Genomic DNA, 15,201 nt, shown 5'->3' with positions numbered 1-15,201 from the left:
GTCACTCCTCGCGGTCGGGCCGGCCGCGCCGGGCCACCGCCGCGACCGCGCCGGCCAGGCCGCCGACGCCGAGCACGATGAAGGTGACCGGGATGACGATCCGCCCGTTCACCGACTGGTCGTTGAGCGCCGCGACCAGGTAGAGCACGGCGATCACCGTGAACAGCGCGCCCGCGATCAGCGAGAACAGGTCGAGCCGGTGCTTCCTCACTGCTGGACCACCTTGATGTTGCCGAGCCCGATCCCGAGTTCGAGATTGAGGGTCCCCTTGGCCGGCTGCCCGTTGGCAGGGCCGATCAGGTAGGTGTGCCGCCCGGTGCCGTCGCTCCGGTCACCGGGGAGGGCGACGTTGCCGAGGCCGATCCGGGTCACCAGGTTCACCGTCACGTCGTCCGGCACGGTGACGGTCATGTCGCCGACGCCCAGGTCGACCTTGGTGGCGAGGGCGGCCCCGGCCGGGTCGAGTCCGGACAGGTCCAGCCTGATCTCCCCGGCGCCCAGGTTGTACCGGTCGTGCAGGTCGGAGACCGAGGCGACGGTCCAGGCGCGGTCGCCCACCGCGTCGCGCACGGAGTCCGGCGAGTGGCCGACGAAGGCCAGCGCCAGGGTGAGCAGCAGACCGGTCACCGCCAGCCGCCGGGCCCGGCCGAACTTCGCGCCGACCAGCAGCGTCAGGCCCACCACCAACAGCGCGGTGGCCAGCACCGTCGCGCTCAGCACGGTGGGGTTGTGGCCGCGGTCGACGGAGGCGGACCAGACCGCGGCGGCGGCGCCGATCGCCAGCAGGAAGCCGAAGAAGCCGAGTGCCGAGCGCTCCCGGGGGCGCCGTGCGGCGGCGGCCTCGGGGCGGCGCTTCGCGCCCTCCTTGCGCAGCGGGTCGCCCTCCGGCAGGTCGGCGCGCTGCCACCAGGGCTGGGCCGGGGTGCCGGCCGGCGGCACCGGGGTGCCGTACGGCGGGGTCGGCGTGCCGTGGGGCGGGGTCGGGGCGGCCGGGGCGGTGGCCCCGTACGGGTTGCGCTCCGGGTGGCGCGGGTCCCACAGGTAGCCGCCGGCGCCGTCGGCGGGGGCCTTCCCGGCGGCCCGGGCGGCCCCGTCCTGCTCCGGCCGCGGCCAGCGGTAGGCCCCGGCACCGTCCGCGGCGGTGCCGCCGGTGCCCTCGGACCCGGGGAAGTGGCGGTCGTACGGGCCGCCGTTCCGGTGCTCGCGCCCCCGGCCCCGGCGGCGGTCCGGGTCGTAGCGCACCGCCAGGAAGACCAGGGCGGCGAGCAGCAGCAGCGGGAACAGCTGGCCGCCGTCACCCATCGAGGAGAAGAAGACCCCGGTGCCGATCACGGTCAGCAGCACCGCGCCGACCGACTGGCCGTCCACCCGCCCGGTGAGCACCCGCTGGAGCTCGGTGCGCCCGCCGCGGCCCTTGGCCCCGTCGTCGGTCGGGACGATCAGCCAGGCCAGGCCGTACAGGAACAGCCCGAGGCCGCCGGAGAGGCAGAGCACCACCGTGACGACCCGGAAGACCACCGGGTCGATGTCCAGGTGCCGGCCGAGGCCGCCGCAGACGCCGGCCACCACGCGGTGGTGCTCGGTCCTGGTCAGTGGCGGGCGGTCCGGTTCCGGCGGGGCGGCGGGCCCGGTTTCCTCGATGCGGGGGTCCTCGGTCATGGACACCATCCTTCCGGCAGAGGACCGCCCGGCCCAACCGGGTCGAGCCCTGTCCGTACCCTGACTTGTCCCTGATACGGGATGGGGACACACCCTGATGCGCCCGCGGGTGCCCGCGTGGAACCATCGGTGGCGTGGCAGCCCCCGGTACCGATCCCCGATCCATCGCCCCCGACACCGCGTCGTCGGCCGGCGCCGACCCGAGCGCGCCCGACGACGGGCGGCCGCCCTACCGCCGGCTCTACCGCAGCCCGCAGGGACGGATGCTGGGCGGCGTCGCGCACGGCCTGGCGGTGCACCTCGGGCTGCCGGTGCGGTGGGTGCGGATCGCCTTCGTCGTGCTGTTCTTCGCGCAGGGGATCGGCGCGCTGCTGTACGCCGCCTTCTGGTTCGTGGTGCCGATCGGCATCGGCGAGCCCTCGCAGCGCGCCGGCGCCCAGTGGGTGTACTTCAACGGGGCGTTCGTCCCGGCCTCGCCGGGGGTGCAGGGCGGCCTGCTGAGCAAGGCAGGCCAGGCCGGCGGCTGGGTGGGCCGGATGCGCCGGCTGCTCCAGCTCACCCTGCAGGGCGAGCCGGTGGGCGCCCCGGCGGAGGGGGAGGAGGCCGAGTCGGCCGGCAAGGCCGGGCAGGGCGGCCTCGGCCAGCTCGCCGCCCTGGTGATGACGGTGGTCGGCGTGATCGCCCTGCTCAACGTGCTCGGCTGGCAGACCGCCAAGCCGTACACCTGGCCGCTGCTGGCGATCGGCGTCGGCGTGGCGCTGGTCTGGCGGCAGGCCGACGACTCGCGCTGGCAGCGCTGGTTCGGCATCGAGGAGGGTGAGAAGCGGCGCGGCGCCTACACCCGGGTCGGCGCCGGCGTGCTGCTCGCGGTCGCGGGCACCATCGCGCTGCTCGCCATGCAGGGCAGCGGCTCCACCCTCGCCTCGGTGATCGAGGCCTCGCTCGCCGTGCTGGCCGGTGTGCTGGTGCTGCTCGGCCCGTACGGCCTGCGGCTCTGGCAGGACCTCGGGGCCGAGCGCACCGCCCGCATCCGGGCCCAGGAACGCGCCGAGATCGCCGCGCACATCCACGACTCCGTGCTGCACACCCTGACCCTGATCCAGCGCCGGGCCGAGGACCCCAAGGAGGTGCTGCGGCTGGCCCGCTCGCAGGAGCGCGAGCTGCGGCTGTGGCTGTACCGCCCGGAGGCCGCCGCCGAGGCCGCGCCGGACACCATGGCGGAGAGCCTGCGGGCCGCCGTCGCCGAGGTCGAGGACCGGCACGGCGTCCCGGTCGAGCTGGTGATCGTCGGCGACTGCCCGATGGACGAGCGGATCGCGGCCCAGATGCAGGCCGCGAGGGAGGCGACCGTCAACGCGGCCAAGTACGGTGGCGGGGGACCGGTCCAGGTCTACGCCGAGGTCGAGGGGAGGACGGTGTCGGTGTTCGTCCGCGACCACGGCCCCGGCTTCGACCCCGACACGGTGCCCGAGGACCGGATGGGCGTACGGGAGTCGATCATCGGCCGGATGAAGCGCAACGGCGGCACCGCACGGGTGCGGCCGGCGGCGGGCGGCGGCACCGAGGTCGAGCTGGAGATGGAGAGAACGAATGACTGAGGCAGCTCCGGAGCGCACGGCCCGGGTCGTGCTGGTGGACGACCACCGGATGTTCCGGACGGGGGTCAGGGCCGAGATCGGCCGCACCGAGGTGACCGGCATCGACGTGGTCGGCGAGGCCGACGACGTGGACTCGGCGGTCCGGGTGGTCGCCGAGACCAGGCCGGACGTGGTGCTGCTCGACGTCCACCTGCCGGGCGGCGGCGGCGTCGAGGTGCTGCGCCGCTCGGTCGGGGTGATGGGCGAGCAGGGCGGGGTGAAGTTCCTGGCGCTGTCGGTGTCGGACGCCGCCGACGACGTCATCGGCGTCATCCGCGGCGGCGCGCGCGGCTACGTCACCAAGACCATCACCGGCACCGACCTGGTGAACGCGATCTTCCGGATCGCCGACGGCGACGCGGTGTTCTCGCCCCGGCTGGCCGGCTTCGTGCTGGACGCCTTCGCCGCCACCGACACCCCGCCGGTGGACGAGGACCTGGACCGGCTCACCCAGCGCGAGCGCGAGGTCCTGCGGCTGATCGCCCGCGGCTACGCCTACAAGGAGATCGCCAAGCAGCTCTTCATCTCGGTGAAGACGGTCGAGAGCCACGTCTCCGCCGTCCTGCGCAAGCTCCAGCTCAGCAACCGCCACGAGCTGACCCGCTGGGCCACCGCCCGCCGCCTGGTCTGAGGCACCCCGGCGTCCTGGGGCGCCGCCACGGAGCCCGCCCGCCCCGGATCGTCCGGGGCGGGCGGGCTTGTCGGTGGGTGGCCATAGACTCGATGTGCCATGAGTAGCCTCTTTGACGACCTTCCGCTCCCCGGTTTCGAGGCACCCGCCGCCGGGTCGAAGCAGCCCGACGCGTCCGTCGACGCCATCGGTGAGGAGCCCCCGCCGTACGAGGAGGAGGCCCCGTACGACGCGTACGAGGAGGCCATCCCGGACGGCCTGTTCCAGACCGACCACGCCGCCGAGGCGGAGCGGGACGCCTGGTACCGCAACGGTGCCGCGCGGACGGTGGTGGACCCGGCGCAGCTGCTGGAGGGGATGAACGACCCGCAGCGCGAGGCGGTGCTGCACGCGGGCTCGCCGCTGCTGATCGTGGCCGGCGCCGGCTCGGGCAAGACCCGGGTGCTGACCCACCGGATCGCCCACCTGCTGGGCGCCCGCGGGGTGCAGCCGGGGGAGATCCTGGCGATCACCTTCACCAACAAGGCGGCCGGCGAGATGCGCGAGCGCGTCGAGGCGCTGGTCGGCCCGCGCGCCCGGGCGATGTGGGTCTCCACCTTCCACAGCGCCTGCGTGCGCATCCTGCGCCGCGAGTCCAAGCAGCTGGGCTTCACCTCCAGCTTCTCGATCTACGACTCGGCCGACTCGCAGCGGCTGATGTCGCTGGTCTGCCGCGACCTCGACCTCGACCCGAAGCAGTTCCCGCCGAAGTCGTTCACGGCGAAGGTCAGCAACCTCAAGAACGAGCTGATCGACGAGGAGACCTTCGCCGACCAGGCCGCCAACCCGATGGAGAAGAAGCTCGCCGAGGCGTACGCGCTCTACCAGCGGCGGCTGCGCGAGGCCAACGCGCTGGACTTCGACGACATCATCATGACGACGGTGAACCTGCTGCAGGCCTTCCCCGACGTCGCCGAGCACTACCGGCGCCGGTTCCGGCACATCCTGGTCGACGAGTACCAGGACACCAACCACGCCCAGTACATGCTGGTCCGGGAGCTCAGCGGAGGATCCGTCGCCGCCGCGCCCAGGCGCACCGTGGACGGCGAGCTGGTGAACCCGGCGGCCGGGCGGCTGGCCGAGGTGCCGCCGGCCGAGCTGTGCGTGGTCGGTGACGCGGACCAGTCGATCTACGCCTTCCGCGGCGCGACCATCCGCAACATCCTCCAGTTCGAGGAGGACTACCCGAACGCGACCACGATCCTGCTGGAGCAGAACTACCGCTCCACCCAGACCATCCTGAGCGCCGCCAACGCCGTCATCGAGCGCAACGCCAACCGCCGCGAGAAGAAGCTGTGGACGGCCGGGGACCACGGCGAGAAGGTCGTCGGCTACGTCGCGGACGACGAGCACGGCGAGGCCCAGTTCATCGCCGACGAGATCGACCGGCTCACCGACAAGGGCGAGGCCAAGCCCGGCGACGTCGCGATCTTCTACCGGACCAACGCCCAGTCCCGCGTGTTCGAGGAGGTGTTCATCCGGGTCGGCCTGCCGTACAAGGTCGTCGGCGGGGTGCGCTTCTACGAGCGCAAGGAGGTCCGGGACGTCCTGGCGTACCTGCGGGTGCTCTCCAACCCGGAGGACACCGTGCCGCTGCGCCGGATCCTCAACGTGCCCAAGCGCGGCATCGGCGAGCGGGCCGAGGCGATGATCGACGCGCTGGCCTCGCGGGAGCGGATCTCCTTCGCCCAGGCGCTGGTGCGGGTCGACGAGGCGTACGGGATGGCCGCGCGCTCGGCCAACGCCGTCAAGAAGTTCAACACCCTGATGGCCGGACTGCGCCAGGTGGTCGAGTCGGGCGCGGGCCCGGCGGCGGTGCTGGAGGCCGTCCTGGAGGAGACCGGCTACCTGGCCGAGCTCCAGGCCTCCACCGACCCGCAGGACGAGACCCGGGTGGAGAACCTCCAGGAGCTCGCCTCCGTCGCCCTGGAGTACGAGCAGGACCCGGGCGAGCGGCCGGACGCCGACGAGGAGGGCACGCCGCCGGTCGGCTCGCTGGCCGACTTCCTGGAGCGGGTCGCGCTGGTCGCCGACTCGGACCAGATCCCGGACGACGACGAGGACGGGCAGGGCGTCATCACGATGATGACCCTGCACACCGCCAAGGGCCTGGAGTTCCCCGTCGTCTTCCTGACCGGCATGGAGGACGGGATCTTCCCGCACATGCGGGCGCTCAACCAGGTCAAGGAGCTGGAGGAGGAGCGCCGGCTCGCGTACGTCGGGCTCACCCGGGCCCGCGAGCGGCTGTACCTGACCCGCTCGGTGCTGCGCAGCGCCTGGGGGCAGCCGGCCTACAACCCGGCCTCGCGGTTCCTGGAGGAGATCCCGGAGACGCTGGTGGAGTGGAAGCGCACCGGGGCGGCCCAGGCGCCGGTCCAGCGCGGCTACTCCTCGGGCTCGTCCTGGGGCAAGTCCTCCTCCGGGGGCGGGAGTTCGCGTTCCTCCTCGTCGGCCGCGGCGGCCAAGCCGAAGGCCGGCTGGGGGCAGTCGGCGCGGCGCGGCGGACAGCTGGTGGAGCGCGAGGCGGTCTCGCTCGCGGTCGGCGACCGGGTCACCCACGACAGCTTCGGGCTGGGCACGGTGGTGGCCGTCACGGGCGTCGGCGACCGGGCGCAGGCCACCGTCGACTTCGGCACCGACGGGCGCAAGCAGCTGCTGCTGCGCTACGCGCCGGTGGAGAAGCTCTGAGCGGCGGAGCGGCTCTGCCCCGCGGAGCCGCTCCGACCCGCTAGCGCGGGTCCAGCCCGTTCGAGAGGAGCCAGGGCAGCGGGTCGATCGGCCCGTTGCCCTGCGGCCGGATCTCGAAGTGCAGGTGCGGGCCGGTGCTGTTGCCGCTGCTGCCGACGAAGGCGATCACGTCGCCCTGCTTCACCGGGCCCTTGCGCACCTTGTACGCCCGCAGGTGGCAGTACCAGGCCTCGGTGCCGTCGGGCATCTTGAGGATCGTCATGTAGCCGTAGAACGGGTTCCACTGGGTGCGGATCGTGCCGTCGGTCACGGCGTAGACCTCGGAGCCGCCGTCCACCGGGAAGTCGATGCCGGTGTGCCGGTTGGCCCAGTGGGTGCCGGCCTCGCCGAACAGTTCGCCGAGGCCGTGCCGGGCGACCGGCATGACCACCGTGGGCTTCACCGGTTCGGGGGCGGGCTCGGCGGTGGGCTGCGCGGTGGGGGCCTCGGTGGGCTGGGCGCCGGCCAGCGGCTGGCGTGCGTCGCCGCGCGAGGCCTGGGCCGGCGCGCCGGCCGCGAGCGCCTGGGTCGCCGCGTGCGCGGCCGCGGTGTCCGGCGCCGTGGCCTGCGGCGTCCGTCCGGCGGCCTGGGCGCGCTGCTGGTCGGCCTCCCCCTGCACGGTGACCGCCGCGGCGGCGGCCACCCCGAGCGCGGCCACCGAGGGCAGCGCGACCCGGAACAGGGCCGTCCGGGTGGCCGCCTTGGCGGCGCCGCGGCGCTGGGCACGGGACTGCTCGCGGGCGGCGAGGCGCAGCTCCGCGCGGGTCGGACGGGCGGCTGCATCGGGAGCCATCGGGGGCTGCCTCCTCGGTGGGCCTCGGGCGTCGTCGGACGAGGGGAGAACAGCCGTGACTGTAGTCCCAAGGGCAGCCGTGACTGTAGTCCCATGGGCGACGCCCCGGAAAAACCTCCGGATGTCAAGGGGTCGGCCGGGGGGTCTGTGCGGAGGTTGCGGGAAGGACGGGTATACCCGCTGGTAGCAAGGCCCGGAGCTGTGACTTTGCCCTCCTCTTCGGGGGCGGCGCGGTCAACCGTGCCGGGTGGCGCTAACCTCCCCTCAGGTTGGTTATCGACCGTTAACCGCGCCGGCGGCCCACGAGGCCCGGTCGGATGGTGGACGACGAGGTCCAGGAGGCAGTCATGAGTGTGTCGGGGCCGATCCGTGTGGTGGTCGCCAAGCCCGGGCTCGACGGTCACGACCGTGGTGCCAAGGTCATCGCGCGAGCCCTGCGCGACGCCGGTATGGAGGTCATCTACACCGGACTGCACCAGACGCCCGAGCAGGTCGTCGACACCGCGATCCAGGAGGACGCGGACGGCATCGGGCTGTCGATCCTCTCCGGTGCCCACATGACGCTGTGCGCCCGGGTGCTGGAGCTGCTGAAGGAGCGCGACGCGGAGGACATCAAGGTCTTCTGCGGGGGGATCATCCCGGACGAGGACATCGCCGAGCTCAAGGCGCTGGGCGTCGCGGACATCTTCACCCCGGGCACGCCGACCCGGGACGTGGTCGCCTGGGTCGAGTCGAACCTGCGGGCCGGCTGAGCCACGGCGCGTCGAGCGGGCCGGCCCTCCCGGGGGCCGGCCCGCTCCGTCGTCTCCGTCGTCTCCGTCGTCTCCGTCGTCTTCGGAGGCGTACCGCGGGCCCGGCCCGCCCTCAGCCCGCCAGCTCCGCGAGCATCGCCGCCCGGAAGCGCAGGGTGCCGGCCAGCCGGGAGAAGGTCTCGGACCACGCGGAGTCCGGGGCGGCCCCGGCGGCCAGCTCCTCCACCGCGGCGGCCGTCTCCGGGGCGAGCGCGCGCTCCGTCATCCCGAGCACCCCGCTGTGGCTCCACGGGTACGCCCCGGAGGCCGCCGCCCGGGCCAGGGCGGTCACCACGGCGGTGGACAGCGGCGGCGTCCACGGGGTGGCGCAGGCGCCGAGCAGCTGGAAGGCCTCGCCCAGCCCGTGCACCGTGATGAACGCGGCCGTCCAGACCGCCCGCTCCTCCGGCGGGAGGACGGCCAGCAGCTTGGCCGGGGCGCCGGTGGTGCGCAGCGCGCGGGTCCGGGCGCCGCGCCCGGACGGGACCGGGGCCGGGGCCGGGCCGAGCAGCGCCCGGGCCCAGTCGGCGTCCTGCTGGCGGACGGCGGCCCGCGCCCAGGCCTCCCGCAGGTCGTCGGCCCAGCTGCTGCTGGTCTCGTCGATGCTGTCGCCGACCCGCAGGGCGAGCAGCTGCCCGGGCGTCAGCCCGGTGCTCTCCGGCCACAGCGACAGCGGTGCGGCGGCCACCAACTCGCCGAACCACCAGGCCCGTTCACCGCGCCCGGTGGGCGACTTGGGGGCGATCCCGTCGCGCTGCATCTGCGCGTCGCACGCGGTGGGCGGGGTGACCAGCAGGTGCGTGCCGGTGTCGGCGAGCCGGACGGCGGCCCGCGCCCGCTCGGCCATCCGGCGGGCCAGCGCGGAGCCGGGCAGGGTGGAGAGCAGCTCGGCGGCGGTGGCCCGGACGTTCTTGCTGCGGTCGCCGAGGGCGGCCTCCAGGAACGGTTCGTCGGCGGGGGAGAGGCCGTCCTGGAGGGCGTCCAGGAAGAGCAGGCGGTCCTCGGCGCGCTCGGTGGACCAGGTGCCGCGCAGCAGCTCCAGGCCGGCCGCGGGATCGCGGCGGCGCAGCTGCGTGAGGTGGGTGACCCGTTCGGCGAACAGGCCCTCGTGCCAGAGCCGGTCGTCGGTGGGCCGCTGCGGCAGCTCGGGGGCGGTGGTGCGCAGCACGAACCGCCAGTCGGGGTTCTGCTCGGCCAGCCAGCGGCCCGGCGGACCGGCCAACGCCACGGCGTCGGCGCGCAGTTCGCTGCGGGCGCGGGCGGCGTCGAGCAGGCCGGGGATCAGCGCGGTGGGCGGGCGCAGGCCGCTCGCCCGGGCGGTGGCGAGCCACTGCGGCAGCAGCTCGGACAGGTTGGCCAGGGTGCCGCCGGCGCCGGTGCCGCCGCCGGTGCGCCCCGAGAGCAGGACGGCCAGCCGGCGGGCGGCCGGCTCGGGCAGCTCCGGGCGGGCGTCCTCGGCCGCGGGCGGGCCGGGCGGCCCGTCGGCCGGTACGGGCAGCGCGCCGGCCCGGCGGCGGACGGCGGCCAGCGCGGCCAGCTCCAGCAGGGCGGTGGCCGGATCGCCCTGGTCCACGGCGTCGGCGAGCGGCAGGGCGGTGGCCGGGAGCGGACGGCGGTCGGTGCCGAGCAGGGCGCTGGTGTGCAGCGTCTCCCACGGGTCCTGGGTGATCGTCATTCCTGGTGCTCCTGGGCGTGTCTTGTGGGTTTTGTCGGATCAGGGCGCGGCGTTGGGGTGCGTGCATCGCAAGGCGGAGGAGGGAGCCACTGCGGTGGGGGCACCTCCCGGCCGAAGGCTGGGGGCCATTGGCGACCGACGACAACGCGGCGAGGTGCGTTTGTGCCCTGGGGGTACCTCCCGGCCGAAGGCTGGGGGAGCGTCGCGCGCCCGGCAGGGATCCACAAGACACGCCCTAAAGGTTGGTGAGGCCGACCGGGCGCTGGTCGGCGGCCCAGGCCGTGACCGGGGCGAAGCCCTGGTGGCCGTACTCGCCGAAGACCGTCAGCGGGCGGCCGGTGGAGACCGCGGCCAGCCGCCACAGCGCGGCCTCCGGGACGGCCGAGGCGCGGACCGGCACGGTGTGGTGGCCGTCCGTCAGGAACCAGCCGTCCGGGGTACGGACCGGGACGACGTCGCCGAGCACGGTGGGCCGGCTCTCCAGCCACGGGTCGTCGGCGACGGCGGTGCCGTAGCCGGCCACCGCCTCGGCGACGGTGAGCCCGGCGGGCGGGCCGGCGGGGCCAGGCTCGGGGGCGCCGTAGCGCTCGCGGAGGTCGGCGCGCAGCGGGTGGGCGGCGGGGAAGTAGGCGAGGTCGGCCTCGACCAGGCGGCCGGTGGGCAGGGCGAGGGCGGGGGCCTGGCCCTGGTGGCCGAAGGAGAGCAGCAGGGCCGGGCGGCCGGTCTTGGCGCCGCGCAGCCAGACCCGGCGGGTGGTGAGCCGCTCGTCCGTGGTGTCCCGGGTGCCGAGGACCAGCCAGCGGTCTCGGACGGTGGGGCCGGCCGTGCCGGGGTCCGCGGGGAAGCCGACCCGGGTGCGGACGGTGGCGGCCAGTTCGGCCGGCAGTTCGTCCATCCGGGTGGCGGCGGTGGCGAGCAGGTGCAGCATGGCGTACTCCTCCAGCAGCCGCTCCTGCGGCAGCGCGTCCAGTTCGCGGACCCGGGCGGCCAGGCCGGGGGCCTGCGCGTCGACCATCCGGGCGGCGACCTCCTCCCAGGGGCCGGCGGTGGACTGGTCGGCCAGGCCGTGCCGGACCCGGTCGGCCAGCCGCAGCCGCAGCTCGGCGGCGCCGACCGCGACCTTGGCGCCGCGCTTCTCGAGCCGGCGCCGGGTGGCCTCCGGGTCCTCCTCCTTCTTCTCCGCGCGCTTCTCGGCGCGCTCCTGGCGGGAGGCGAGCCACTCGGAGACCCAGTCGGCGGGTTCGCCGGCCGGGACGGCCGCCGGGGTGCCGCTCCACAGCAGGAGGAGCCCGAGCGCGTGCTTGCACGGGAACTTCCGGCTGGGGCAGGTGCACTGGTAGGCGGGCGTGGCGAGTTCGATCGCGGTGCGGTACGGCGTGCGGCCGCTGCCCTTGCACTCGCCCCAGAGCGCGGTGCCGTCGGTGCCGGTGCCGGACCACGGCGCGGGCGCGGAGAGCTTGCCCGCGGCCTTCTGCGAGGCGGCGTCAGGTGCCAGGGACAGGACGTGTTCGGTGCTCCAGCGTTCCTCCATGCGACCGACCGTAGGCGGCGGCACTGACAGTGGCTGACGGCCCGTCCGCGGCCCCCGGCGGGTTGTCAGTGGCTCGGTGCAGGGTTGGTTCCACAGGCCGGGACGCCGACCTGGCTCCCCCCGATCACCACTCCGCCCGGGGCACCGGTGTGCCCGGCGGCCGACCCGAAGGAGCCCCCATGACCGACGTTCTGCGGCAGCACGCCGAGGACGCGTTCGCCGGTGAACTGGCCGCGCTGGCCGCGCAGGACGACCGTCCGCGCCCCGAGCGCTGGAAGCTCTCGCCGTGGGCCGTGGCGACGTACCTGCTCGGCGGCGAACTGCCCGACGGCACCCGGATCACCCCCAAGTACATCGGCCCGCGCCGGATCGTCGAGGTCGCCGTGACGACCCTGGCGACGGACCGGGCGCTGCTGCTGCTCGGCGTGCCGGGCACCGCGAAGACCTGGGTGTCCGAGCACCTGGCCGCGGCGATCAGCGGCGACTCCACGATGCTGGTGCAGGGCACGGCCGGCACCCCCGAGGAGGCCGTCCGCTACGGCTGGAACTACGCCCAGCTGCTCACCAACGGGCCCAGCCGGGACGCCCTGGTGCCCTCGCCGCTGATGCGGGCGATGGCGGACGGGAAGATCGCCCGGGTCGAGGAGCTCACCCGCATCCCGGCCGACGTGCAGGACAGTCTGATCACCATCCTGTCCGAGAAGACGCTCCCGATACCGGAGTTGGGTGCCGAGACGCAGGCCGTGCGCGGCTTCAACGTGATCGCCACCGCCAACGACCGCGACCGCGGCGTCAACGAGCTGTCCAGCGCGCTGCGCCGCCGCTTCAACACCGTGGTGCTGCCGCTGCCGGGCTCGCTGGACGAGGAGGTCGACATCGTCACCCGGCGGGTCGGCCAGCTCGGCCGCTCCCTGGACCTGCCCGAACTGCCCGGCGGCGCCGAGGAGATCAGGCGCGTGGTCACCGTCTTCCGCGAGCTGCGGGCCGGGATCACGGTGGACGGCCGGACGAAGGTCAAGACCCCGAGCGGCACCCTCTCCACCGCCGAGGCGATCTCGGTGGTGACCAACGGACTCGCGCTGGCCGCCCACTTCGGCGACGGCGTGCTGCGGGCCGGGGACGTGACGGCCGGCATCCTCGGCGCCGTCGTCCGCGACCCGGTGGCGGACCGGGCCGTCTGGCGCGAGTACGTCGAAGGAGTGGTGCGCGAGCGCGACGGCTGGAAGGACTTCTACCGCGCCGCCCGCGAGGTGACCGTATGACGAGCCCTGAGGTCGCCCTGCTGGGCATCCGCCACCACGGTCCCGGTTCGGCCCGGGCGGTGGCCGCCGCGCTGGCGCAGTGGCGGCCGGACGCGGTGCTGATCGAGGGCCCGCCGGAGGCCGACGCGATCGTCCACCTGGCGGCCGAGAAGGACCTGGTCCCGCCGGTGGCGCTGCTCGCCCACGCGGTGGACGACCCGGCGAAGGCCGCCTTCTGGCCGTACGCCGAGTTCTCCCCGGAGTGGGTGGCGATCCGGCACGCCGTGGACCACGACCTGCCGGTCCGCTTCATCGACCTGCCCGCCGCGTACGGCTTCGCGCCCGCCGAGCCCGTCGGTCCCGCCGTTCCTGCCGAGGACGGTGAGGCCTGCGACGCCGAGGAGAACGACGCCGATGAGGCCGGCGCCGACCCGGTCGCCGACCCGCTGGCGCTGCTCGCCGAGGCGGCCGGGCACGACGACGCCGAGCGCTGGTGGGAGGACGTGGTCGAGCACCGCGCGCCCGGCACCGACGCGCTGGCGCCGTTCGCCGCCGTCGCCGAGGCGATGGGCGCGCTGCGCGCCGAGGGCCTCGGCGAGTCCCGCCGGGACCAGCTGCGCGAGGCGTACATGCGCCAGCAGATCCGCGCCGCCCGGCGCGCCGGGCACCTGCGGATCGCCGTGGTCTGCGGGGCCTTCCACGTCCCCGCGCTGGAACGGATGCCCACCGTCGCCCACGACCGGGCGCTGCTCGCCGGCCTGCCGAAGAAGGTGCGCACGGACATCACCTGGGTGCCGTGGACGCACCGCCGGCTCTCCCAGGCCACCGGCTACGGCGCGGGCGTGCAGTCGCCCGGCTGGTACCACCACCTGTTCACCACCGACGGGGACCCGGTGCCGCGCTGGCTCACCCGGGCCGCCGACCTGCTGCGCGCCGAGGACCACCCGGTCTCCTCCGCGCACGTGATCGAGGCGGTCCGGCTCGCCGAGACCCTGGCCGTGCTGCGCGGCCGCCCGCTCGCCGGGCTGACCGAGACCCTGGACGCCGTGCGCGCGGTGCTCTGCGAGGGCTCGGACGTCGCCCTGGAGCTGGTCCGGGACCGCCTGGTGGTCGGCGACGCGCTCGGCGAGGTCCCGGACGCCGCACCGGCGGTGCCGCTCCAGCGCGACCTGACCCGCTTGCAGCGCTCGCTGCGGCTCAAGCCCGAGGCCGCGCCGAAGGACGTCGACCTCGACCTGCGCAAGGAGAACGACGCGGCCCGCTCCCGGCTGCTGCACCGGCTGCGGCTGCTGGGCGTGGACTGGGGCGTGCCCGCGCGCTCCTCGGTGAACTCGACCGGGACGTTCCGGGAGAGCTGGCGGCTGTGCTGGCAGCCCGAGTTCGCGGTCCGGATCGCCGAGGCCGCCCAGTGGGGCACCACGGTCGAGGAGGCGGCGGCCAACAAGGCCGTCGGCACCGCCCGGGCCGCCGAGGAACTCGCCGAACTGACCGGCCTGGTGGAGACCTGCCTGCTGGCCGGGCTGTCCGGCGCCCTGCCCGCGGTGATGCGGGTGCTCGCCGACTGCGCGGCCCTGGACACCGACGTCGCGCACCTCGCGGGCGCGCTGCCCGCCCTGGTCCGGGCGCTGCGCTACGGCGACGTGCGCGGCACCGACCACGGCGCGCTGGCCGGGGCGGCCTCGGGCCTGGCCGAGCGGATCTGCGTCGGGCTGCCGCCCGCCTGCGTCGGCCTGGACGCCGAGGGCGCGGCGACGATGCGCGGCCGCCTCGACGAGGTGCACGGCGCGATCGGCCTGCTGGCCGTCGATCCGGGCACCGCCGCCGACACCGCTGCCGCCACCGCCGGCACCGCCTCCGACGCCGTGCCGGAGCCCGACGGCCTGGCCGGCCTGGCCGACCGCTGGGCCGCCGCCCTGGGCTCGCTGGCCCGCCGCGAGCCGGCCGGCGGACCGGCCACCGGAGCCCCCGGGCTGCTGCGCGGCCGGGCCGTGCGACTGCTGCTGGACGACGGCCGGCTCGACTCCGAGGAGGCCGGCCGCCGGCTCCGGCTGGTGCTCTCCGTCGCCAACGCCCCGGCGGACGCGGCCGGTTGGGTCGAGGGCTTCCTGACCGGCGGCGGCGCCCTGCTGCTGCACGACCCGCGGCTGCTCGCCCTGCTGGACGAGTGGCTGACCGGGGTGGGCGACGAGGTCTTCACCGACGTCCTGCCGCTGCTGCGCCGCACCTTCGCCGCCCTGGAGGCGGGTGTGCGCACCACCATCGGCGGCCGGGTCGCGGCCGGCCCGCTCGACGAGCTCCCGGCCGTCCGGGCCGAGGGCGGCGAGCTGGACCGGGCCCGCGCCGACGCCGCCGTCCCCGTGGTGGCCCTGCTGCTCGGGATCCGTCCGACGATCCCCCGGCAGGCCGCCGGCCGGGACACCTGACCTCCGGCCCGCACACCCCACCCAAGACACCCGACACCCACGACACCCGACCCA

General features: G+C 75.3%; 11 protein-coding genes. 6 read left to right on the top strand and 5 right to left on the bottom strand.

Annotated features, from left to right (window positions below; genetic code table 11):
- Position 1: 1 nt before the first annotated feature.
- Both ACFY4B_RS09695 and ACFY4B_RS09690 read right to left on the bottom strand, forming a co-directional pair.
- Positions 2–211: a hypothetical protein gene (locus ACFY4B_RS09695; protein ID WP_049661234.1), complete on the bottom strand. Its 210-nt coding sequence runs from the start codon at positions 209–211 to the stop codon at positions 2–4.
- Positions 208–1,659, bottom strand: a complete 1,452-nt coding sequence (locus tag ACFY4B_RS09690; RefSeq protein WP_387967095.1) for a PspC domain-containing protein — start codon at positions 1,657–1,659, stop codon at positions 208–210. Before ACFY4B_RS09690 ends, ACFY4B_RS09695 begins: the two co-directional genes overlap by 4 nt.
- Before the next feature lie 134 nt (positions 1,660–1,793).
- Here ACFY4B_RS09690 and ACFY4B_RS09685 point away from each other — a divergent pair, with 134 nt between their 5' ends.
- The 3 genes from ACFY4B_RS09685 (at position 1,794) to pcrA (ending at position 6,654) form a co-directional block, all read left to right on the top strand.
- Positions 1,794–3,257: a PspC domain-containing protein gene (locus ACFY4B_RS09685; protein ID WP_380717728.1), complete on the top strand. Its 1,464-nt coding sequence runs from the start codon at positions 1,794–1,796 to the stop codon at positions 3,255–3,257.
- Positions 3,250–3,927 carry a response regulator transcription factor gene (locus tag ACFY4B_RS09680; protein WP_049658372.1) on the top strand — a complete coding sequence of 226 codons (678 nt, stop codon included), beginning with the start codon at positions 3,250–3,252 and terminating at the stop codon, positions 3,925–3,927. Before ACFY4B_RS09685 ends, ACFY4B_RS09680 begins: the two co-directional genes overlap by 8 nt.
- 99 nt (positions 3,928–4,026) lie before the next feature.
- Entirely contained in the window at positions 4,027–6,654 is a 2,628-nt protein-coding gene (pcrA, locus tag ACFY4B_RS09675; protein ID WP_387967094.1) for a DNA helicase PcrA, read from the top strand.
- Positions 6,655–6,694: 40 nt separating this feature from the next.
- Here pcrA and ACFY4B_RS09670 read toward each other — a convergent pair whose 3' ends face one another.
- A complete protein-coding gene (locus ACFY4B_RS09670; RefSeq protein WP_074003933.1) occupies positions 6,695–7,486 on the bottom strand; it encodes a M23 family metallopeptidase in 792 nt (263 codons plus the stop codon).
- Between the two features lie 347 nt (positions 7,487–7,833).
- Between ACFY4B_RS09670 and ACFY4B_RS09665 the strand changes: the two genes are divergently transcribed.
- Complete coding sequence (locus tag ACFY4B_RS09665; protein ID WP_049660544.1) at positions 7,834–8,238, top strand: cobalamin B12-binding domain-containing protein; 405 nt, start codon at positions 7,834–7,836, stop codon at positions 8,236–8,238.
- Between the two features lie 112 nt (positions 8,239–8,350).
- Here the strand turns inward: ACFY4B_RS09665 and ACFY4B_RS09660 are convergent, their stop codons facing one another.
- Positions 8,351–9,952, bottom strand: a complete 1,602-nt coding sequence (locus tag ACFY4B_RS09660; protein ID WP_387967092.1) for a DUF5691 domain-containing protein — start codon at positions 9,950–9,952, stop codon at positions 8,351–8,353.
- Between the two features lie 235 nt (positions 9,953–10,187).
- Entirely contained in the window at positions 10,188–11,483 is a 1,296-nt protein-coding gene (locus ACFY4B_RS09655; RefSeq protein WP_117488193.1) for an SWIM zinc finger family protein, read from the bottom strand.
- Positions 11,484–11,662: 179 nt separating this feature from the next.
- Here ACFY4B_RS09655 and ACFY4B_RS09650 point away from each other — a divergent pair, with 179 nt between their 5' ends.
- Together ACFY4B_RS09650 and ACFY4B_RS09645 are read left to right on the top strand one after the other, a co-directional pair.
- Positions 11,663–12,745: an AAA family ATPase gene (locus tag ACFY4B_RS09650; protein WP_049659200.1), complete on the top strand. Its 1,083-nt coding sequence runs from the start codon at positions 11,663–11,665 to the stop codon at positions 12,743–12,745.
- A complete protein-coding gene (locus ACFY4B_RS09645) occupies positions 12,742–15,147 on the top strand; it encodes a DUF5682 family protein (RefSeq protein ID WP_387967090.1) in 2,406 nt (801 codons plus the stop codon). Before ACFY4B_RS09650 ends, ACFY4B_RS09645 begins: the two co-directional genes overlap by 4 nt.
- The last annotated feature ends 54 nt before the right edge of the window (positions 15,148–15,201 follow it).

This window comes from Kitasatospora sp. NPDC001261 (assembly GCF_042896795.1).
Classification (GTDB): domain Bacteria; phylum Actinomycetota; class Actinomycetes; order Streptomycetales; family Streptomycetaceae; genus Kitasatospora.
This window is presented reverse-complemented; position numbering and strand designations above follow the sequence as displayed.

Bases quoted from the DNA above. Each gene is read 5' to 3' on its own strand.
- ACFY4B_RS09690 (WP_387967095.1), bottom strand. From the start codon at position 1,659: ATGACCGAGGACCCCCGCATCGAGGAAACCGGGCCCGCCGCCCCGCCG.
- ACFY4B_RS09680 (WP_049658372.1), top strand. From the start codon at position 3,250: ATGACTGAGGCAGCTCCGGAGCGCACGGCCCGGGTCGTGCTGGTGGAC.
- pcrA (WP_387967094.1), top strand. From the start codon at position 4,027: ATGAGTAGCCTCTTTGACGACCTTCCGCTCCCCGGTTTCGAGGCACCC.
- ACFY4B_RS09670 (WP_074003933.1), bottom strand. From the start codon at position 7,486: ATGGCTCCCGATGCAGCCGCCCGTCCGACCCGCGCGGAGCTGCGCCTC.
- ACFY4B_RS09665 (WP_049660544.1), top strand. From the start codon at position 7,834: ATGAGTGTGTCGGGGCCGATCCGTGTGGTGGTCGCCAAGCCCGGGCTC.
- ACFY4B_RS09660 (WP_387967092.1), bottom strand. From the start codon at position 9,952: ATGACGATCACCCAGGACCCGTGGGAGACGCTGCACACCAGCGCCCTG.
- ACFY4B_RS09655 (WP_117488193.1), bottom strand. From the start codon at position 11,483: ATGGAGGAACGCTGGAGCACCGAACACGTCCTGTCCCTGGCACCTGAC.
- ACFY4B_RS09650 (WP_049659200.1), top strand. From the start codon at position 11,663: ATGACCGACGTTCTGCGGCAGCACGCCGAGGACGCGTTCGCCGGTGAA.
- ACFY4B_RS09645 (WP_387967090.1), top strand. From the start codon at position 12,742: ATGACGAGCCCTGAGGTCGCCCTGCTGGGCATCCGCCACCACGGTCCC.